The sequence below is a fragment of the uncultured Thioclava sp. genome (genome assembly GCF_913064665.1).
GTDB classification, from domain to species: domain Bacteria; phylum Pseudomonadota; class Alphaproteobacteria; order Rhodobacterales; family Rhodobacteraceae; genus Thioclava; species Thioclava arctica.
The window spans coordinates 1-19,874 of sequence record NZ_CAJYBT010000001.1; the positions used below are offsets into that span (position 1 = coordinate 1).

22 protein-coding genes and 1 rRNA gene are annotated in these 19,874 nt (G+C 63.0%); 7 read left to right on the top strand and 16 right to left on the bottom strand.

All coding sequences use genetic code 11. From position 1 onward, the window contains the following. Positions 1-718: ribosomal RNA gene (locus tag QZ571_RS00005) — 16S ribosomal RNA — on the bottom strand; the annotation flags it as partial. A 1,016-nt stretch (positions 719-1,734) separates the two neighbouring features. On the opposite strand from QZ571_RS00005, the gene QZ571_RS00010 reads away from it, so the two are divergent. From QZ571_RS00010 to QZ571_RS00020, 3 genes are read left to right on the top strand one after another with little or no spacing between them, the layout of a single operon-like run. Then, positions 1,735-2,028, top strand: a complete 294-nt coding sequence (locus QZ571_RS00010) for a flagellar biosynthetic protein FliQ (protein WP_295529742.1) — start codon at positions 1,735-1,737, stop codon at positions 2,026-2,028. A 28-nt stretch (positions 2,029-2,056) separates the two neighbouring features. Next, positions 2,057-2,806, top strand: a complete 750-nt coding sequence (locus QZ571_RS00015) for a flagellar biosynthetic protein FliR (protein WP_295529745.1) — start codon at positions 2,057-2,059, stop codon at positions 2,804-2,806. A 1-nt stretch (position 2,807) separates the two neighbouring features. After that, positions 2,808-3,923: a flagellar biosynthesis protein FlhB gene (locus QZ571_RS00020; protein ID WP_295529748.1), complete on the top strand. Its 1,116-nt coding sequence runs from the start codon at positions 2,808-2,810 to the stop codon at positions 3,921-3,923. Positions 3,924-3,927: 4 nt separating this feature from the next. On the opposite strand, the gene QZ571_RS00025 is transcribed toward QZ571_RS00020, so the two are convergent. Genes QZ571_RS00025 through QZ571_RS00095 form a run of 15 tightly spaced genes read right to left on the bottom strand, consistent with a single transcriptional unit; the run spans position 3,928 to position 16,892 of the window. Further along, positions 3,928-4,329 carry a hypothetical protein gene (locus QZ571_RS00025; protein WP_295529751.1) on the bottom strand — a complete coding sequence of 134 codons (402 nt, stop codon included), beginning with the start codon at positions 4,327-4,329 and terminating at the stop codon, positions 3,928-3,930. Next, positions 4,326-5,660, bottom strand: coding sequence for a FliI/YscN family ATPase (locus QZ571_RS00030; protein WP_295529754.1), 1,335 nt, complete (start codon positions 5,658-5,660; stop codon positions 4,326-4,328). The genes QZ571_RS00025 and QZ571_RS00030 overlap by 4 nt, the downstream gene beginning before the upstream one ends. Further along, positions 5,653-6,291, bottom strand: a complete 639-nt coding sequence (locus QZ571_RS00035; RefSeq protein ID WP_295529757.1) for a hypothetical protein — start codon at positions 6,289-6,291, stop codon at positions 5,653-5,655. Before QZ571_RS00035 ends, QZ571_RS00030 begins: the two co-directional genes overlap by 8 nt. After that, positions 6,288-6,566, bottom strand: a complete 279-nt coding sequence (locus tag QZ571_RS00040) for a hypothetical protein (RefSeq protein WP_295529760.1) — start codon at positions 6,564-6,566, stop codon at positions 6,288-6,290. Before QZ571_RS00040 ends, QZ571_RS00035 begins: the two co-directional genes overlap by 4 nt. Further along, positions 6,559-7,677 (bottom strand): flagellar motor protein MotB, encoded by a 1,119-nt coding sequence (locus tag QZ571_RS00045; RefSeq protein WP_295529763.1) that lies wholly within the window; start codon positions 7,675-7,677, stop codon positions 6,559-6,561. The genes QZ571_RS00040 and QZ571_RS00045 overlap by 8 nt, the downstream gene beginning before the upstream one ends. Then, positions 7,677-8,486, bottom strand: a complete 810-nt coding sequence (locus QZ571_RS00050) for a flagellar motor protein (RefSeq protein ID WP_295529766.1) — start codon at positions 8,484-8,486, stop codon at positions 7,677-7,679. The genes QZ571_RS00045 and QZ571_RS00050 overlap by 1 nt, the downstream gene beginning before the upstream one ends. Next, positions 8,483-9,070 carry a sigma-70 family RNA polymerase sigma factor gene (locus tag QZ571_RS00055; protein WP_295529771.1) on the bottom strand — a complete coding sequence of 196 codons (588 nt, stop codon included), beginning with the start codon at positions 9,068-9,070 and terminating at the stop codon, positions 8,483-8,485. Before QZ571_RS00055 ends, QZ571_RS00050 begins: the two co-directional genes overlap by 4 nt. After that, positions 9,067-11,211: a flagellar biosynthesis protein FlhA gene (locus tag QZ571_RS00060; protein WP_366929928.1), complete on the bottom strand. Its 2,145-nt coding sequence runs from the start codon at positions 11,209-11,211 to the stop codon at positions 9,067-9,069. The genes QZ571_RS00055 and QZ571_RS00060 overlap by 4 nt, the downstream gene beginning before the upstream one ends. Continuing rightward, a complete protein-coding gene (locus QZ571_RS00065; protein WP_295529779.1) occupies positions 11,162-11,440 on the bottom strand; it encodes a flagellar biosynthetic protein FliQ in 279 nt (92 codons plus the stop codon). The genes QZ571_RS00060 and QZ571_RS00065 overlap by 50 nt, the downstream gene beginning before the upstream one ends. After that, complete coding sequence (locus tag QZ571_RS00070) at positions 11,437-11,787, bottom strand: FliM/FliN family flagellar motor switch protein (protein ID WP_295529782.1); 351 nt, start codon at positions 11,785-11,787, stop codon at positions 11,437-11,439. Before QZ571_RS00070 ends, QZ571_RS00065 begins: the two co-directional genes overlap by 4 nt. Continuing rightward, the gene (locus QZ571_RS00075) at positions 11,768-12,658 is read right to left on the bottom strand and encodes a FliM/FliN family flagellar motor switch protein (protein ID WP_295529785.1); all 891 of its coding nucleotides are present in this window, start codon (positions 12,656-12,658) and stop codon (positions 11,768-11,770) included. Before QZ571_RS00075 ends, QZ571_RS00070 begins: the two co-directional genes overlap by 20 nt. Continuing rightward, positions 12,651-14,030 carry a flagellar hook-length control protein FliK gene (locus QZ571_RS00080; RefSeq protein WP_295529788.1) on the bottom strand — a complete coding sequence of 460 codons (1,380 nt, stop codon included), beginning with the start codon at positions 14,028-14,030 and terminating at the stop codon, positions 12,651-12,653. The genes QZ571_RS00075 and QZ571_RS00080 overlap by 8 nt, the downstream gene beginning before the upstream one ends. Next, positions 14,027-15,028 carry a FliG C-terminal domain-containing protein gene (locus tag QZ571_RS00085; RefSeq protein ID WP_295529791.1) on the bottom strand — a complete coding sequence of 334 codons (1,002 nt, stop codon included), beginning with the start codon at positions 15,026-15,028 and terminating at the stop codon, positions 14,027-14,029. Before QZ571_RS00085 ends, QZ571_RS00080 begins: the two co-directional genes overlap by 4 nt. Further along, positions 15,025-16,581, bottom strand: a complete 1,557-nt coding sequence (gene fliF / locus QZ571_RS00090; RefSeq protein WP_295529794.1) for a flagellar basal-body MS-ring/collar protein FliF — start codon at positions 16,579-16,581, stop codon at positions 15,025-15,027. Before fliF ends, QZ571_RS00085 begins: the two co-directional genes overlap by 4 nt. A gap of 8 nt (positions 16,582-16,589) precedes the next feature. After that, positions 16,590-16,892, bottom strand: coding sequence for a flagellar hook-basal body complex protein FliE (locus QZ571_RS00095; RefSeq protein ID WP_295529797.1), 303 nt, complete (start codon positions 16,890-16,892; stop codon positions 16,590-16,592). Between the two features lie 275 nt (positions 16,893-17,167). On the opposite strand from QZ571_RS00095, the gene QZ571_RS00100 reads away from it, so the two are divergent. The 4 genes from QZ571_RS00100 to QZ571_RS00115 are packed head-to-tail and all read left to right on the top strand — an operon-like array spanning position 17,168 to position 19,874. Beyond that, the gene (locus QZ571_RS00100; RefSeq protein ID WP_295529799.1) at positions 17,168-17,527 is read left to right on the top strand and encodes a flagellar basal body protein; all 360 of its coding nucleotides are present in this window, start codon (positions 17,168-17,170) and stop codon (positions 17,525-17,527) included. Between the two features lie 4 nt (positions 17,528-17,531). Then, positions 17,532-17,948: a flagellar basal body rod protein FlgC gene (gene flgC / locus QZ571_RS00105; RefSeq protein ID WP_295529804.1), complete on the top strand. Its 417-nt coding sequence runs from the start codon at positions 17,532-17,534 to the stop codon at positions 17,946-17,948. Between the two features lie 19 nt (positions 17,949-17,967). Next, positions 17,968-18,642: a flagellar hook capping FlgD N-terminal domain-containing protein gene (locus QZ571_RS00110; RefSeq protein WP_295529807.1), complete on the top strand. Its 675-nt coding sequence runs from the start codon at positions 17,968-17,970 to the stop codon at positions 18,640-18,642. 5 nt (positions 18,643-18,647) lie between these two features. After that, complete coding sequence (locus tag QZ571_RS00115) at positions 18,648-19,874, top strand: flagellar hook protein FlgE (RefSeq protein WP_295529810.1); 1,227 nt, start codon at positions 18,648-18,650, stop codon at positions 19,872-19,874.

Sequence of the window (19,874 nt, forward strand, 5' to 3'; positions counted from 1 at the left end):
CCCACGCTTTCGCACCTCAGCGTCAGTATCGAGCCAGTGAGCCGCCTTCGCCACTGGTGTTCCTCCGAATATCTACGAATTTCACCTCTACACTCGGAATTCCACTCACCTCTCTCGAACTCAAGACTACCAGTATGAGAGGCAGTTCCAGGGTTGAGCCCTGGGATTTCACCCCTCACTTAATAATCCGCCTACGTGCGCTTTACGCCCAGTAATTCCGAACAACGCTAGCCCCCTCCGTATTACCGCGGCTGCTGGCACGGAGTTAGCCGGGGCTTCTTCTGCTGGTACCGTCATTATCTTCCCAGCTGAAAGGACTTTACAACCCTAAGGCCTTCATCGTCCACGCGGCATGGCTAGATCAGGCTTGCGCCCATTGTCTAAGATTCCCCACTGCTGCCTCCCGTAGGAGTCTGGGCCGTGTCTCAGTCCCAGTGTTGCTGATCATCCTCTCAAACCAGCTATGGATCGTCGACTTGGTAGGCCATTACCCCACCAACTATCTAATCCAACGCGGGCTAATCCTTTGGCGATAAATCTTTCCCCCGAAGGGCACATACGGTATTACTCCCAGTTTCCCAGGGCTATTCCGTACCAAAGGGTATATTCCCACGCGTTACTAACCCGTCCGCCGCTAGATCCGAAGATCTCGCTCGACTTGCATGTGTTAGGCCTGCCGCCAGCGTTCGTTCTGAGCCAGGATCAAACTCTCAAGTTGAAATCTGCATTCGCAGATCCTTGACGTCGAACCTTCGCACATCTGTGTCTAACCTAAGTTAAACATCATCTTCTGCTTATCGTTCCACTCGCGTGAAGCCGACAAACAGTGAAGCTGACACTCATATCATCGGACCGAAATCCTAATGAGCCGATATGCTACGGTTAAACGTCGAAATCGACCAAACCGCCCACATATCTCTTCAGATAAATAGCAATGTCAAAGAGCACAGAGACAAAATAAACCGGCGACACCTCAATCTCTTGGGGCGCGACCTGCAAACCTTACTCCAAATTTTGTTTCGCTTTTCAGCACCTTGCAGCACTTCCGGCTACCGTCGCTGCGTCGTTTGCTGCTTCGGTGAGGGGGGTTCTACGGATACTCCCCGACCTCCGCAACCACTTTTTTAAAAAAACTTTCTGACGCCAGCGCCAATGGGTCCAAATAGGGTAATTTGAGAGGAGAAAGCTTCTGGCGCATCGTAACCACTGAAGGTGATGATGAGAAAGGCAGCCAAAAGATTCGGCGAGAAGATTGTCTAAGATATCAAGCGCGCCACCGCGGCCCGACAGTTGATACGCAGTATCGATGAGAGGGGCGCAAGCTGCATTCCTCCGAAGATAGAATCAAGCTCGTTTTGGACGGGCTGCGCGGTGAGGATACTCATCGATGCGCAGGACGGGGCCCATTCCCCGGGGTTTTGCGGACAAGGCCCCTCGTGCATTCGACTTGGGAGCAAAGGGGGGGGCAAGCGCTGGCGTTCCGATTCGCCCCGGATACGCGCAGGGGAGAGCCCAGCCCATATCCGGGACGAATCGGCGTAAGTTTTTCCCACTCGCCCCCCGACACGGCCTTGAGCCCTCTCACGCGCTGTTCTAGACCCGATCATCTGTGTGAGTGCCTGTCTTGTGAACCACTGTTGTCCCAGGCGTGCCGCCGGCGCGCCCGAAATCACTGGGGGAGGCCTTGAACCTGATCATTGCGTATAGCTGGCACATCCCAGAGAGTTTTCCAGAATGAGCGGCGCGTCCAAGAACGTGGTCCCGCTCGAGCTGCTCCATCACGCGCTCATCACGCTGGCCTACGCGCTGACTCCGCTGATCGCGGGGATCGTTCTGGTCGGCATTCTCATCGCAGTGGTCCAAGGCGCGCTCCAGATTGAGGACGGGGCACTTGCGATGGGGGCAAAGCTGACAATCGTGCTGGTCTTCGCGAGCTCATCGGGCATGCTGATCTACGAGACGCTGACCCATCTCGCCCATGCTTGGATCGCGGCGATCCCCTCACTCGTTGCGCAGGACTGGCACTGAGATGGTGGAGGTTCCCCAAGACCTGATCATGGCATGGCTCGCCGCCGCGTTCTGGCCGTTCTTGCGCATGACGGGTGTCTTCCTCACCGCGCCGGTGCTGGGCTCGCGCAACATCCCCGTGCTGCACCGGGTGCTGATGTCGGCCCTCTTCGCCGCCTGCCTCGGGGCCTGGGGCGGGCCATGGCCGCCACTGCCAGACAACGTGATCGCTATTATCTATGCCGGGCTCGTGCAGATCTCGTTCGGCGCCGGACTCGGGCTGGTGGGCCGAATCATCGTCTCGACCATCGGCGCGGCGGGCGAGATCGCGGGCGCGGCGATCGGGTCGAACTTCGCGCGCACCTCAGGGCTCGACCTCTCTTCAGAGCCGCCGGTTCTCTACAACATCCTGAACATGACCGGCCTGCTGGTCTATCTCGGCGCGGGTGGCATGTTCTGGACGATCCTCGCGGTCGCCCATTCCTTCCGTAGCTTCCCCTCGGGCCTGCCAAGCCAGATCGCGCTGCACGAACTGGCCTCCTATGCCGGGGTGATCCTCAGCTCGGGCACGATCCTCGCCCTGCCCGCACTGGCCGCGGCGCTCGCGCTCAACCTCTCAATCGGGTTGGCCAACGCGTTGTCGCCCAATCTCAATATCTTCTCGGTCGGCTTCCCGATTCTCTTTCTCGGCGGCATCTGGGTGATCGGCTCCACCATCTTCTTCATCGAGCCGATGGTGGGCCAGTTGATGGTCGCGGGGGCGCACGCGCTATCGCAGCTGATCGGCAAGGGGCTCTGAGATGGCCGAAGACAGCGACGCCGAGAAAAAACACGACCCGACACCGGAGCGATTACGAAAGGCGCGGGAAAAGGGCCAGATCAAGCGTTCGAATGACCTGCCCAAGGCCGCCATCACGCTCGGCACGATCCTGATCGTCTTCATCAGCGGCGGCGCGCTCTCCGGGCTCGCGTCACGCTGGCTGGCGGCCAGTCTGCGCGCGGTGGGCACCGCCGATCCCGGATCGGTCGCGGCGCTCGATCTCGAATTCGCCATGATGCTGGGCGTATTCTTGGCGGCAACCGGGGCGCTGGCCTTCCTCGCGGGCCTCGGCTCGGGCGGCTGGATGATGTCCTTCATGCTGCTGATGCCCAAGCTCGAGCGGGTCGATCCTGGGAAATCTTGGGGCCAGATCTTCTCGCTTTCGAACCTGATCGAGATCGGTAAGTCGGCGGTCAAGATCATCGTGATTGGCGGCGCAGGCTGGGCCGCCTACGTGAACCAGAAATTCCAGCTTCTCGCATTGGCTAACCTGCGCGAAATCTCGCTGGCGACCCTAGGCGGTCCGGCCTTCCATGTGATCCTAGGCGCGACCGGTGGCGCGCTGCTGCTCGCCATAGCCGATATCGGCATTCAGGCATGGCTGAACCGGCGCCAGCTCAAGATGACCGACAAGGAGATCAAGGACGAGGCGAAGAAGAACGATGGCGACCCGCATGTGCGCGCGCGCCGCCGCGCCCTGATGCGCAAGGCCGCGCAGGCAAGGCAGGTGCAATCGGTCAAGAGCGCGACGATGGTGGTGACGAATCCCACCCATTACGCGGTGGCCTTACGCTATCGACGCGAAAGTGACGGCGTGCCGATGGTCGTCGCGAAGGGGGTGGATATCAACGCCTTGCCGATCATCGAGCAGGCTCGCATCCATGGCGTGCCACTGGTCGAGGCACCGCCGCTCGCGCGCGCACTTCACCGGCAGGTCGAGGTCGATCGTCCGATCCCCGGCCATCTTTACCGCGCGGTGGCCGAAGTTCTGGCCTATGTCTGGCGGATGGATACGTGGCGGGCGGCGGGCGGCGACAAGCCCGAGCACCCGCGTTTCCCCGATGCGCTCGAGGCGACTGGGATGCCGCCCGAATAGGCCGTCACTCGCGACGCTCGGAGGTGCGCTCGGCGAGGATCTCGGCGGCGGCCTCCCCCCGCTCCACCACGCGTAGAAGCGACTTGTGCTTCTCGGTGGCGCTCGCCAGCGTGTCGAGCGCGGCCGTCTGCGCCGCCTGCCCGGCCCTGATCGCTTGCTCGTTTTGCGCCCGCGCCCGCAGCCCCATCTCGATAAACTGCGCATAGGCGCGCAGCTCGATCCCGCTGCGCGTGCCCGGCTCCGCCAGCCGCTCCGAGAGGCCGTTGACATAGCCCGAAAGCGTCGCCGATTGCCTGTCGAGCGCGGCGAGACGTTGCGCGGCCTCTGCCGTCGCCTGTTCGGCGCGAATCTTGTCGCGATTCGAGAGTACCGTGAGCAAGCGCAGGGTCTTGTGCGAGAGCGTCATGACAGAATCTCCCGCAGCCGCGCCTCGGCGTCGCCCAGCGGGATGTTCTCGTGTGAGCCCTGCCGCAGGAATGCCTCCATCTGCGGCGCACGCGCGAGCGCATCGTCAAGCACCGTGTCGCGGCCGGGCGCATAGGCCCCGATATCGACCAGCTCGCGCTTCTCCTGCAGGCGCGACCACAGGAAACGAAAGCGCATCGCGGCCGCGTTGTGATCGCGCTCGACAAGACTGGGCATCGGACGCGAGAGCGACATCGATATATCCACGGGCGGGTAGATTCCGGCCTCGCTCATGCGCCGCGAAAGCACGACATGCCCGTCAAGCACCGAGCGCGCGGTATCGGCCACTGGGTCGCCAACATGGTCATCGCCCTCCACGAGCACGGTGTAGAGCCCGGTGATCGAGCCCTGTCCCGGCCCGCCCATCCCGGCGCGCTCGACATAGCTCGCAAGCTTGGCGAAGACCGAAGGCGGGTAGCCGCGTGTCGCGGCCGGCTCGCCCACCGACAGCCCGATCTCGCGGCCCGCCATCGCGAGACGCGTAAGCGAATCCACCAGCAGCAACACGTTCCGCCCCTCGGCGCGGAATCCTTCCGCGATAGAGGCCGCGCGCTGCGCTCCGAGCATCCGCGCGAGCGGGGGCGTGTCGGCGGCGCTGACCACCACGACAGATCGGGCAAGCGCCTCACCCAAGTGGTCGTCGATGAACTCGCGCACCTCGCGTCCACGCTCGCCGATCATCGCCAGAACGCAGCAATCCACCTTGGCATGGCGCGCGATCATCCCCAAAAGCGTACTCTTGCCCACGCCACTGCCCGCAAAAAGCCCCGTGCGCATCCCGAGGCCCAACGTGGTCAACCCGTTGAGCGCGCGCACGCCCACGTCAAGCGGTTGTGTCAGGCGCTGACGATGCATCGGGTTTATCGGCACCCCCTCAAGCGGCCAGCTCTGCCCGGTCGCGGGCGGCGGTCGATCATCGAGAGGGTTGCCATAGGCGTCGAGCACCCGGCCCAGAAGCCCCGCGCCCACCGTCACAGAGACGCCACCCGGCACGGCGGTCACCCGGTTGCCGCGTTGCAACCCCTTGAGCGAACGATCCGCCATCAGAAGCGTGAGTCGCCCGTCAAAGCCCACCACCTCGGCCCCGATCGGGCCGACCCTTGTGGCGATCGTGCAGCGCGAGCCGATCGGCACTGCAAGATTGCTCGCCGTGATCAGCTCGCCCTCGGTGCGCAGCACCGCGCCGCTGCGCTCGGACGGCTCCAGCCTCGGCAGATGGCCTGCCAGCCACGCCTGCGCGGCCAATTCGATCTCGCGCGCAGTCTCAGACATCGGAGTTCAGCTCACGGATGACCCGCTCCATGCGCTCGATCGAGGCATCCCAGCGATTGATAGTGGCCCCGTCATCGTTCAGCTCGATCACAAAGCCACCTGGCCGCATCTCGCGGTCCTCGCGCATCGTGAGCGCATCGGGAAAGGCCTGCCCGATCTCGGCCAGCGTCTTCGGAGCGGCGCGGCAAACCAAGGTGGCTTCCTGCACGCCCTCCTCGCGGGCCTCTTCGAGCATCCCCGCGAGCAACGACTCGCGGTCGAAGGGCCGGGGGACCCCCACGAGTGTCTCGGCTAGGGTCTGGCCAAGGGTGATTGCGGCTCGCGCCATTGCTGCGCGCACCGCGTCGCATTCGCGATCATGGCGCTCGGTGGCTGCCTGCAGCCGTTCCACCGCCGGGCCAATCGCGCCCTTGATGGCCTCGAGCGCCTCGGCACGGCCTCGCCGCAACCCTTCCTCGTACCCTTCCTGCGCGGCGTTCTTGCGCAGCTGGGCGCGCTCCTCCGCCTCGGCTGCTTGAGCGGCCTCGGCCGCGTCCGCGCGCTGGCGTTGAAGGCTTTGCTCCAAGGCCTCGCCCTCGGGCGTCTCGGCGGGAGGTTCGGGCGCGGACAGGATGCGAAAGGGGTGTCTCATGGCAACCTCGACAGGGCCTCCCGCAGTTGCGGCAGCTGACGCCCCACCAAAACTGCGGCTTCCATCAGCGCCATCAGGACACCGCTCGCGACGATGGCGATGGCCAACAGCTTCGCCGCGAACCCACCAATCATCATTACCCTCAGGAACACCGGCACATGGAGCGCGCCCCAGAGCGACGCAATGCTGACACCTGCGAAGAAGGGGCGGATCGGCCGCTGGGCGGCGGGTGCGTCGGCGGTCTTTCCTGCGCCTTTTTGTTTCGTCTTAGCCATGCTTCGCGTCCGCCGTTGCTTGTGATTTCGGTGTCTGGTCCGGGCTCCCCTGCCCTGGCTTCGGCTTGATGATCGGTCTTGCTGCCGGGGCCGGCGCAAGCGCGCCCGTGGGACCAGAGATACCCGCAGGGGATGGTTTCGGCGGCCCCGCCTCCGGACCCGCCGTGTTCCCGACCGATGTCGAAAGCCCGCTACGTTCTGGCGCAGGTTTAGCGGCGGGGTCGCCGGACTGCGCGGACGGGGCTTCTTGCCCCGGCTTGGGCGCCGAGATCACGATCGAGACGCGGCGGTTCTGCTGGCGTCCCTGCGCGGTGTCATTGCTCGCGATCGGGTGGTATTTCGAGAACCCCTCGGCGCTAAGCGCCTCACCGGCCACGCCATTGTCCACGAACAACAGCACCACGCTGAGCGCGCGCGCCGTCGACAATTGCCAGTTCGACGGGAACTCCTTGGTGTGGATCGGCTGGTTATCGGTATAGCCGTGAATCGAGATACGGTAGCCTTTCGGGATCGCGCCGAGCGTCTGAGCCAGGGGCGTGAGTATCTTGACCGCCCCCTTTGTCAAATCGGCGGCCCCATTGCCGAACAAGATCTTCGCGTTAAGCTGGATATTGATCGAAAGCGGCGTGGAATCGATGGAAATCGACTTGGCCTTGATCTCAGGCTGCAACAGCGAATGAAGCTTATCGCGCAACGCTTTGATCGCCTTGATCGAAGGCTGGAGGTCGCGCTGCTCCTGCTGCGTCAATCGATCAACCGGCAGCGACGACACCTTGTCCAGGTGATGGACGTTCTGCGGGACTGCAGGCGTCTTGGGCATTGGCGGGGCTTCGGCCGGAAGGGTCTTGGCCTTCGGAAGCTGACTTTTGGGGCCGTGCGGCGAAGACGGTTTCTGGATCAGCGACGGTGGCGTGCCCGAGAATGCAACCATCATGCTCGACGCCATCGCATTCATTTTCGACGTATTTTGCGCCGAGGTCGCATAGAGCACGATGAACAGCGCCAGCATCAACGTCAGGAGATCCGCATACGAAATCATCCAGCGCTCGTGGTTCGGCTTGTGCCCCGTATCCCGCCGCGATCGGCGGAAGTCACCGCTTCTGTGTGCCATCAGCCTGCCTTCTGGTCCTGTACGTTCTCACCCTCGGCCTCGGTCTCTTGGTCAAGGCCAGAACGGCGACGCGATTCGAGCATGTTCTCAAGCCGCTCGCGCAGCCGCATCGGGTTGGTCGTCCCCTTCGAAAGCTGCAGCAGCCCCTCGGTCGCCATCTCGCGATAGGTCGTACGCCCGCCCGCGATCGCTTTCAGACGGTTGCCGAGCGGGAAAAAGACGAGGTTTGCCGCCCCCACCCCGTAGATCGTTGCGACGAAGGCGGTAGCGATCCCCGGACCGAGTTCGTCAGGATGGTTAAGCCGCAGCATGACGTGGATCAGCCCCAAAACGGCGCCCAGCACGCCGATCGTGGGCGCGTAGCCTCCGGCAGCCTCCCAGATCTCGCCGCCCTGGCCATTCTCGCGATCCTCGATATCGCCCAGCGTATAGAGAACGTCGCGCACCTCCTCGTAGCTCTGGCCAGCCACGATCAGACCCAGTCCGACCTTAAGGAACTGATCGTCGACCTCATCGGCGGCATCCTCAAGCGCGAGCGCACTGGAGCTGCGCATGATGCCCGCCCAATCATACATGTCCCCAATCAGCTTCACGGTATCGGTTGGCGGCGGCTTGACGAGCCAGCTTGCCTGCTTGACCGCGTTCACAATCGAGCGCCATTCAGCATGCACGAGCAATGCCGAGATCGACCCGCCGAACACGATGACGGCGGCATCGACCTTGAAGAGCGCCAGCAACGGGTCGCCTTCGAGCTGGCTGGTCAGGATGATCGCGGATATCCCGAGGAGAATTCCCAGAATGGCACTCATAAACTCTCTCCCGCGGTTTCTTCGAATTGTTGGTCGGTCATGAAGGTCCTTTGATGGATTGCCGCAGCGAGGCGCGTGAGGGCGCGTTCGCGGTAGCGCACGACGCGCACTTCCGTGACCCCCATGATCCCCGCGACATCCTTGTTACGAAGCTCCTCAAGGTAGAACAGCGAGATCGCTGTGCGTTCATCTTCAGGTAGCTTTTCGATTTCCTCTGCGAGAATATCGGCGCTCTCGCAACCGATGATCAGGTCAAGCGCATCATCGGGCGTGACACTCTCGCTCTCGGCGACATAGGCCTCCTCGCGGCGCTTTATCGAGCCCGCACGGCGCGAGATGTCGATCATCGCGCCCAGCACCCGTGGCTTGATGAAGACCGGGAAGGGCACGCCGCGCGCGGGATCAAAGCGGTCGCGCAGCTCAAGCGCGGTCAGCACGCCGGTCTGGACCATGTCGTCCACCTCGGCCCAGGGCATCCGGCCATGCAGTCGCCAGGCGGTGCGCGTGATCCATTTACCGCTCTGGACCAGCACCTCTTCGGGCTCGGGAACGCCCGGACTGGGGTCTTGCTGCGGGGCGCTCATTGTGCGGCCTCTTCAGGCGGGCGGATCACCCCGAGCACGGTCGTGGGCTGGTTATCAGGGATCTCCTCGAGCGCAATCACCGCGAAGCTGTCAGCAATCACGCGCGCGATCGCCCGGCGGCAAGACCCAGGCACGGCGAGCACCGGCTTGACACCCCGCGAGGCCGCCAGCTCTTTGCCCGAGGCGGCAGCCGCGCGCAGCATCCGCATGATGCCCGGCTCGGAGATCGCAGAGCTGTTCTGGGCGCGCGCTGTCTCGATCGACTTGATCACGATCCCCTCGAATTCGGGATCGAGCGCGAGCACCTGAAGTACCTGCCCCTCGCCCAGATAGGGCGCGATGAGAAGCCGCGAGATCCGCTGGCGAACGGCAGCAAGCAACATTTCCGGATCGCGCGTTGCAGCTTCCGGCGCATCAACCATGGCCTCGGCGATCCGTTCGAAATCGCGGATCGGGACCATCTCGGCGACCAGACCCGAGAGCACCTGACGCACCATCCCCATCTGGTAGCGCGCACGCAGGTCCTCGATTAGCTTCGGGTGGCTGCGCGCGTAATGGCCGACGATTTCCTCGACCTCGCCGCGGCCAAGCATCTCCCAGGCATGCCGCTTGAGCATTGCATCGAGATGCGTCGCGATGACGCTCGAGGGATCAACGACGGTGTAACCAGCGGTCTCGGCATCGGCCACCATCGCCTCGCCAATCCAGAGCGCGTCAGTGCCGAAGACGGGCTCCTTCGCGGGCCGCCCGCCGGAGATCCGGTCGATGATGTTATCGGTCTCGATCGCAAGCATCTGGCCGGGAAAGACCTCGCCGCGGCCAATCACGCCGCCGCGGATGACGAAGCGGTATTCCTGCGGCCGGACCTGCTCGGAATCGCGGATGTGGATATTGGGCAGCACGAAGCCGATCTGCTTGCTAAAGCGGGTGCGAATGGCAGTCAGCCGGGTCATCAGGGTCGGTTTGCCCGGAGCCTGCTCGCCGATTAGCGGCACCAGCGCAAAGCCGATATCTAGGCCAAATGGATCCACCGTCTGGACGCTCGAGACATCGACCGCAGCCGGCTTCTGGTCGGCCGCCGCGGGAGCAGGCTCGGCGGTTTCCGCCTCCTGCGCACGCCGCTTGCGTTGCACCCCGCGCAGTCCCGTCGCACCCAAGATCGCACCGAAGCCGAGGAAGGGTAGATGTGCCATGCCCGGCACCAGCCCAAGGATCAGCAAAAGCGCACCCGCGACCAGCATAGCCTCGGGATGATTGGAGATCTGGCCAACAATCTGGTTCGAGATGTTCTGGCCGTTGGACACCCGCGTCACGATCAGACCGGCAGCAATCGAGATCGTGAGCGAGGGGATCTGGGCCGCCACCCCGTCGCCGATCGTGAGCAGCGTGTAGCTTTGCGCCGCGACCGCAAGCGGCAGCCCGTGCTGGAGCATCCCCACCAACAGCCCGCCCACAAGATTGACGACAAGGATCACCATGGCCGCGACCACATCGCCGCGCACGAATTTCGACGCGCCGTCCATCGCGCCGAAGAAATCGGCTTCGGCGCGCAGCTGACCGCGCCGCCGTTCGGCCTCTTTCGCACTCAGCGTGCCGGCATTCACATCCGCGTCGATCGCCATCTGACGGCCGGGCAGAGAGTCGAGCATGAAACGCGCAGAGACCTCGGCGACCCGGCTCGACCCCTTGGTGATGACCACGAAGTTGATCACGATCAGGATGCAAAAGATAATGATCCCGATCACGTAATTGCCGCCCACGACGAGGCGACCGAAGCTCTCGACGACCGAGCCCGCCGCCCCCGGCCCCGTATAGCCGTTGAGCAGGATCGCACGAGCCGTCGCGACGTTCAGCCCCAGTCGCATCAGCGTGGTCGCCAACAGGATCGAGGGGAAGGAGAGCAGATCGGAGGCCTCGGTGACATAGATCGCCGCGGCCAGGATCACCAGCCCGGCGGCGATATTGACCGCAAACATCAACGAGATCGCCAGGGGCGAAAGAGGCACAATCAACATCGTCAGCACCGCGCCGACGATGGCGGGGCCGGCCAGCCACGAGGTTATCGACGGCCGCGGAAGTGATATGACTGGCTTAACGGCTGGCGTGGGCATGAACGATTTCGGGAATCGATTGGAAAACATGGGTGGTATAGTTCTCGGCAAAGCGCAGCATCATGCCGCCGCCGAGCGCCACGAGGACCAGCAGCCCGATCACTTTGGGCACGAAGCCCAGCGCAGCCTCGCGAACCTGGGTCGTGGTTTGCAAAATCGCACCACCAACGCCAAGCAGTAGGCAGGTCGCAAGCGCCGGCCCCGCGATGGCGAGGAAAGTGTTCACAGCGCCTAAGCTGAACCAGTCCGGCACCGTCATGCCGGATGATCCGAGTCGTCCGTTCCAACGATCTCCGTTACCCGGATGCCGTATTTGTGGCCCTCGGTCGAGACCACCTCGCCTCGCGCAATCAGGCTACCATTGGCGCGAATGTCTATCGGCTCGCCGATTGCTCGATCGAGCGGGATCACCGTGCCCTGCCGGGTGCCGCGCAGTTCCTTGATCGTCATGTTCACGCGACCGATCTCGACGACCATGGTCACGCGCACGGAATCGACCGTGGTTGCAGGGATTGCACGCGCAGCGCCTGCGGTGTCGACCGGCGGCTCAAGCGGATCGACCTGAACCGGCGTCTGATCGGAGGGCTCATTTTTTTTGTTGGTCATTTTCAAAGAAAACTCCGTAATTCGGGCCGACAGCCCCATAGGAAATGTCTGCGATCGTGGTCTTGCCGATCACCGCGCGGGCATTGCGATGGAAGGTCAATGGAAGCATGTCGCCCACGGCCAGCGCGGACAAACCACCCGCCGACATCGAGACCGTGCCGATTTCGAAGCCGATCTCGACGGGCACCTCTTCGATCGCCTCGGACAGGTGGTCGGTCCACCTACTGCGTGCCTCCAGCTCGGCCTGGCCACCAGCAGGCGAGCCGAGGATCTCACGGTAGGGTTCCAGCCCGCGATAGGGAATCGCGACGGAGATCGTTCCGCCGCCCGCAGGCAAGCTGACCTGGGCCGACATCTTGCAGAACGGCTCGACCGCATCGCCCACTGAGGCCAGAGCGGCGAAGCCTTCGGTGCGCACGACCTCGGGCTGGACCACGAAATACTGTTGGAAAGCGGCACTGATCGCAGGCCCTATCATTTCAATCAGCCGGCGACCGATCCGGGCTTCCATGTTCGAGATCTGCGGCTGCAGCTTGTCTTCAGGCGCGGGTGCATCGGCGCCAAACAGGTCATCGACCAACGCAGCCAGAAGCGCACCGTCCAACGTCACCAGCGACAGCCCCCGGATTGGCGAGAGGTTGAGGATGGCGAACAGGTGGTAACCGTCGCGCGGAGCGAGATAAGCGTCGTGGTTGACGATTTGGAACTTGCCCTCTTGGATCTCGACGCCGAACCTAAATTCCTGAAACAGCTGAGTCCGGAAATAGCGGAACAAGCGTTCAACCACGCCCGACATGTCGGGCAGACGATTGACGAAGACCGTGGTCGGGTTGATCAGGTCGATGGGCTCGAATTCGGGGGTGTCAGGCATAGGCTTTCACCGTCTTGTCGTCGCTCTCTCCTGCAGGCGGAAGAGGCGCTTCCCACGGGGTGTCTTGCGGGTGCGGCCGATGCTGGTCGCCCCCTGCATGCTGGTGCTGCGCATCGCCTGCGAAACCGCCCGCGCCCCCTGCATCGGCGAATCCGGACTGGGGCGCCTGAGCCCCCCCCGCCACTCCGGGCTGCGGCGTCAGTACATTGGTGCCGCCCGGCATGCCCGCCATCGCGGCCTGCACCGAGCCCACGTTCAGGCCTCCCTGCGCAAGCTTCTGAGCCAGATGCCCCGTCTCCGCCGCGAGCGCGCGGTAGCCGGCATCGGTCTCGGCGCTCAGGTGAATGTGCGTCACCCCTTGCGCAGTCACGTCCACCCGCACCACCACGGTGCCCAGAGATTGCGGATGCAAGGTTATCTTGGCCGAGCCACCCCCGTCCGAGGCCAGAGAGAGCGCGGAATGCAGCAATTGCGGTTGGGTTTCGGGTTCTGTCGGAAGGGATTGGACAGGGGCCAGTCCGGTCACTGGGCCGAGCGCGCCGGGCTGGGGCGCGGAGGGTGCGGCCAGCGCAGCGACGACCCCTGCGTCGCGTTCCGTCTCGCGGTTGCTGTGCGGCGTCACAGGCTGCGGCAGGGTTTGCGGGATGCTGTGCGGAATCGACAACTGGGTCGGCATCACATCCACGGCAGGGTCATGACGCTTATCATCATGCATGCGCCGCCCCCCCGGCGCGCGTAGCTGTTCCGCACCGGGCGCAGACCGATCCATACCGTCGGCGCCGATCTCTGCGGCCTGCCTGCGAGGGGCGATCGAGACCGCCCGCATTGCGAGATCCTCAGCCTGTGCCGGCTTCACCGGCGTCGTGTCCACATCGCGGGGGAGGGGCGGCAACGTGGCGTTCCGGTTTGAAGGGATCGCATGCGCCTGCTGCGCGCCCGGCTCAGCCACCGAGCTCGCCTTGTCGCTCTTTGCAGTCTTCGCCGCAGCCGCGGGCCCCGAACCAGGGGCGGCCCGTGCGAGCATCGTGTCCAGCGACGAGAGATCCTTGCGATCTGCCACACGACTCTCGTCACGAGGCGCGATCGGTCGGGCGTCATCCCGCGCTGTTTCCTCAACCCCTGTCACCAGCGCCGTGTCGCTCTGTGTCTGCGCATCCGGCGACGCTTCTTTCGACGTCGCGCCCGCGCGCTCCACATCGGCTCCCTGATCCGTTCGGGTGTGATCGTCCCGCGCGCCAGTCTTGGGCACGGCACAGGCCTCAGAGCAGGCCGTGTCAAAGGCACGCGCCTGATGCGCATCTGCGCGGGCGGCCCGGTCAACCGGCACGGCCGCGCTGGACGGAAGGAGAGCGTGCGTCAGGGTCCGGGTCATACCATATCTTCCTCGTTGCTGAGCGAGATCCGACCCTCTCGCGACAGTCGCATCGCCGCCTCGACGAACTCGTGCTGGGCAGCCTGCGAATCCGCGCGCTTCACCATCGGGCCGTTCTCGATGTCGTCCTTGAGGATCGCCGCATCCTTGCGCGAGATATTCGCGAAGAAACGCTCGCGGGTCTGCTCCGTGGCACTACGCAGCGCGGGGGAACGCCGCTCGGGCCCGACCTCAAAGATGACCTGTTGCAGGAAGTGGTCCGGCAGCCCCAGCAGGTCGTCGAAGGTGAACATGTTCGCGCGGATCCGGTCCGCAAGATCTGCATCCTCTTCGCGAATCCGCGACAGCGCCCGTTCCGCGGCACCGGCACTCATCCCGTTGAGCAGGTCAGCGGCCTGACGCACGCCCCCCGTCGAGCTGGCCTGTGTCGCGATCTGCGTGCCGAGATGGTCCGAGAGCATGCTTTTCAACTCGGCGAGCGCGACACTGGGGATCGTTTCGAGCCGCGCATAGCGATGGATCAGGTCTGTCGCCAGCTCTTCATCGAAGGCGTTGAGGCACTCCACTGCGGCCGAGCGTGTCATCTGCCCCAGCAGCACCGCCAGCAATTGCGGTCGTTCGTCCTTGACCTGATCGGCAAGGGTTCGTCCGTCAATCTTCGAGAGGATGTCGAGATCGGAAGTTCTGGTGCGAATGATCCGCTCAAGCATGTCATGGGCGCGCTTGTCCCCGAATGCGCGCGACAGCAGCGACTCGAAGGCATCGAAACCGCCCGATGCTATCGCACCGCCAGCCTCAAGCTCCGCCATCAGCCGGGCATAGATCTGCACGCCCTCGTCGCGGGAAGGTTCGTGCATCTCCGACATTGCGGCGGTTAGAATGCCGATAGAGGCCTCGTCCATGTGGCGCAGTACCTGTGTCGCGGCCTCTTCATCCATCGACATCACAACATAGGCAGCCATCGCTGCCCCGCTCATCCCGCTATCCGGCTCGATCATGCGCCGTCCTCCTCCGGTTGGAGGCTCGGGACATCGCCCGACAGCCATTTCTGCAACACGCCGGCCATCGCCTTAGGTCGCTCCTTGCCGGCCTCGCCCACCTGTTCGGCGATCCGCTTTAGATGCACGACGTCCAGGCTGTCCTCGAGGGCCGGCTTGGGCATCGCGACCACGGGGGCTGGTGCCGGGGCCCAAGGCCGCACTGGCCGCTTGCGCAACCAGCCCACCAGCGGGCGCGCCACGCCGAACAGGAATCCTAGGGCCGCGACGAGTAGCAACCCAGCCTGCACGATCAGCGACATCTGCGCATCAGGTGCCTGCGCGACAGCCTCGGCTCCGGTTACGAAATTCGCGCTCGTTACCTGAATCTGGCCCACTGGTCCCGCGATGGTCGAGCCGATCATCGCCTTGAGTTGGTCGAGGCTCGTCGATCCAAGTGCGGCCTTGTTCACCACCACCGATGCGCTGACTTTACGGACCGACCACGCAGCAGGCCGCCGGGTTGTCGAGGTCTTGTCGACGACGAAGTCCTTCTGGGTATGTTGCGACGCGCTCTGCGGCTGGCCGTTGGCGGGCTGCGCGCCCTGCCCATTGGCATTCAGCGGCGCGGTGGTCTTGCCCGGCGGCTGGTTCGACAGCGCCCCAGGAATTCCCATCGCGACAGGATCCTTGCCGTTGCGCGTCTGCGACTGCTCGTCGCTTGAGCGTAAGACGGAATTGGGCCCGTAACGAACCGACTGTTCCTCGGTCGCGGCGAAATCAATATCTGCCGAGACAGTGACGCGCGCGTTCCCCGCCCCGAGGATCGGCGCCAACAGGCTGCGTATCTTGGCCTCCTGAGCCGCCTCGATCCGCTTCAACACGGCGAGCTGCTGCGCGATATCGCCGACATCGCCCTGAGGGTAAAGAATCATGCCGCCGCTGGTGGCCACGACGACATCCGCCTCGTCCAGCCCCGGCACTGCGCCGGCCACGACCTTGGCAATCGCCATGCCGATAGCCTGATCCGCCTGGGGAGGGGCAGTCAAAATCACCGAAGCCTTCGGTCGCGGTTGATCGGCGAGGAACGGCGTATCCTTGGGTTCGGCCAGCAGCACCTGCACTTGGCTCGCTCCCGACAGCGCCGTGATCGATTCCTGCAAGCTGTGTTCGGTGGCCTGCAACTGCAACGCTTGGGTGGCGGCCTGGCTGGTGGTGACCGATGACTTCTCGAGCGCCTGCCAGCTTGACTCGCTGCCCGTCTCAGGCAGCCCCGCCACGCCCAACCGCAACCGCGCACGCCCGAAATCGGATTCGGGGACCGAGATCACGTTTCCATCCTGGCTCAGGCGATATGGGATACCCTCTTTCTGGAGCGCGGAGATCACCTTGCCGCCGCGCGCAGGCGACAGCCCGTCGAACAGAACGGTGTAGCGCTCGCCTGAAAACTCGAACGCCGCCAGAACGGCGATGCCGAGCACGACTGTTGCCACGACGAGCGTTATGGAAAGCGGTAGGTTTTTAAGCCGGGCTAACAGGTTCGAACCAAACGCCCGCGCATCCTTTAAAGTCATATTGTCCGTCAGATCTGCATATTAGAGAGCGTTTGATAGGCCGAAACGACCTCGTTTCTCACAGCCACCACGCCATTCCACCCAATCTCAGCCCGATCGGAGAGAACCAGAGCAGTTGCCTGCGACGCACCGGGCTTGCCCGCAGCAACCGCATTTTCTGCGGACGTTGCAGAACTCTGAGCATCACTCACAGCATTGAGAGCCGATTCTACAGTTTTTAAAAAGGATGCTCCGCTCGCACCGTCCGACGCCTTTTCGGTAAGGGAATGTCCGTTCGAAAATCCAATTAAAGATAGAGGCAATACAGACATCGGAATCCTCGCGCGTTTACGTTTGGGATGCCCTCTAATGGCATTGAGCCATACTGGTCAACTCACGGTATCGTTTAAACGTTAAACGTGTGTGAAATTTTGAAACGTTACCGAAAAGCCACACCCCAGAAAATGAGTATATATTCATATATACAATTGTTTTTACTGAATTTTCTAAAGATCACGACGACCGCACGCATTTGTTACATCTTTGCACATTGCGGCTAGGCGCAGGCTGAAATAACGTCCACCACAACCTAAGAATGTGAGTTAAAATGGCCGCTGGTAGCCCTGTATTTCTTTCTTTTGCCCAGGCAGACCTGACGTTGCGTGAACAGCGTCAAAGCCTCATCGCATCGAATGTGGCAAACGCGAATACTCCAGGATATCACGCAATTGATATCGATTTTGAAAACAGCCTGTCTTCGGCGCTGAAATCGGGAATTAATACCCTTGGAGAAGTTCAATACAAAGCGGGCAATCCATCTAATCTCGACGGGAATGATGTTTCTTTGACTGCAGAGAAACTCGAGTCCCTGAAAAACGTAAATGCGATGAAATCCGAGGTGACCTATCTGCATCAATCCACAAAGGATTTGATCACCGCGCTACGCCCGAATCCGAACGGTATCTGACCTTATGACTGGCCCCATTCCCGACGTCTCAACTATTATCGGCTCCGGCCTGTTGGCAAATCGCGAACGCCTGAGCCTGATCGCGTCGAATGTCGCCAACGCAGACTCGATCACGACGCCCGGCGGTGAGCCTTACCGAGCCCGCGAACCCGTCTTTAAAGCCGAGCCGGTGCTGCAAGGCTCGCCCGCTGCAGGCGTGAGCGTGGCCGAAGTGGTCGAAAGCGACGCGCCGCCCAAGCTGGTCTACGACCCGGGCAACCCCTACGCGGATGACAAGGGATACGTTCAGCAATCCAATGTCGATCAGGTGCAGCAGATGACCGACCTGATCAGCACCACACAAAGCTACAAGGCCCAGATCGCGGTCCTCCAGCAATCGACGCGGCTGGACCAAGCGATGCTGCAAAGCTTCATCGACTGATCGGGAACGAGGAACCGCCATGACCAACACCTCCGCCGCTGCAAGTGTCGCTGCAGGAACCAGCAGCGCTCCGGCCACGTCCGGAGCCGACGGCGCCGGACTGAGCGGCCTGACACAGGCCGATTTCATCAAGCTTCTCACTGCCCAAATGCAGAATCAGGATCCGACCTCGCCGACCAAGCCGCAGGATCTCGCAAACGAGTTCGCCCAACTCTCCACTGTCAGCGGGATCAATGCGCTCAACGCCAAGGTCGACTCGCTCGGCGCCATTGCCGGCGCGGCCGAACTGGGGCAGGCGTCCAACCTGATCGGCAAGACGGTGGCTGTGGCAGGCGGCTCAAGCGCGGTGGCCAATGCCGACGGCACGGTGACGGGCGGCTTCAGCCTCTCGGGACCGGCCAGCACGGTGAAGGTGCAGATCACCGACCCCGCGAGCGGCAAGGTGATGCACACGCTGACGCTGCACGACCTGCCTGCGGGCCTCAGCAATTTTAGCTGGACCGGCGGCAGCGCGGGCTACGCCTACGCCTACGATGTCGCGGCCACGTCCGGCTCTTCGGAGGTCGCCGCAACCACCTATCACAACGCGACTGTCCGGACCGTCAACCTGTCCGGTGGCGCCCCCACCCTTTCGCTCGCCGGTGCCACCCAGCCGGTCGATCTATCGCAAATCGTAAGTGTTCTCGGAGGCTGAACCCAGTGTCACTCAATACCGCCCTTTCCGGTCTTCTTGGTGCCCAAACCGGCCTCAATGTTGTCTCGAATAACCTCGCCAATGCCAGCACTGTCGGCTTCAAGTCAGGCACTGCGCATTTCTCCGACACCTATCCCGCGGGGGGCAGCGACGGCGTCGGCCAAGGCGTGACCGCGAGCTTCACGTCTCAGGATTTTTCGCAAGGCGACCTGACGAGCACCGGTAACGCGCTTGATCTCGCTATTCAGGGCAACGGTTTCTTCATTACCGAGAAGAACGGCACGACCAGCTACAGCCGCGACGGGGGGTTCCAGCTCAGCCCGACCGGCGAGCTTCAGAACGGCAACGGCTCTGCGGTGCAGGGCTTCGGCATCAAGGCTAACGGACAAGCGGACGGGTTGCTTGGCCCGGTCTCTATCTCGACCTCGCCCGAACCGGCCCAAGCTAGCGCGCAGATCAGCCTGAACGCGGCGCTCAACTCGGCCGACCCGGTGAATGCCACCCCCTTCGATCCGACGGATTCGAACACGTTCGACGAGGCAACCTCGGTCACCGCCTTTGACTCACTGGGCAATGCCAACCGTATCCAGCTCTATTTTGCACGTCAGGCGGCTTCGGCCTCGGCCACCACTCCGAGCCCTTGGTCGATCTATGCCCAGCCCGAGGCGGCCTCGGGCACGACCGTGGGCTCGGCGCAGGCACTCACCACCCTGTCCTTCGGCAACGACGGCACGCTCACCTCTGGTGCTCAGGCGACGCTGAACGTGAACTGGGGCAATGGCGCGGCCCCCTCGAACATCGCTTTCGATTTCGGAGGGACTGCCCTGAGCAATCAGGACTTCGCGATCAACTCGCTGACCAATGACGGCTTCGCGCCGGGCGCCTATACCGGGACCAAGGTCAGCGCGAATGGGGATGTCAACGTCTCCTATTCCAACGGCCGCACCAAGACCGTGGCGACGCTGGCGATGGCGAGCTTCATCAACAATCAGGGTTTGATCCCAACCAGCCACAACCTGTTCCAAGCCTCGACGAATTCCGGCGCCGCGGTGGTCAACCAGTCCGGTGCCGGAGTGAACGGCTCGCTGGTCGCAGGCGCGCTCGAGAAATCGAATGTGGAGACCTCGAACTCACTGGTTGAGCTGATCAACTATCAAGAGGCCTACCAAGCCAATACCAGTGTGATCCAAGGCGCCCAGCAGGACGTCCAAAAACTACTGCAGATCAGCTGA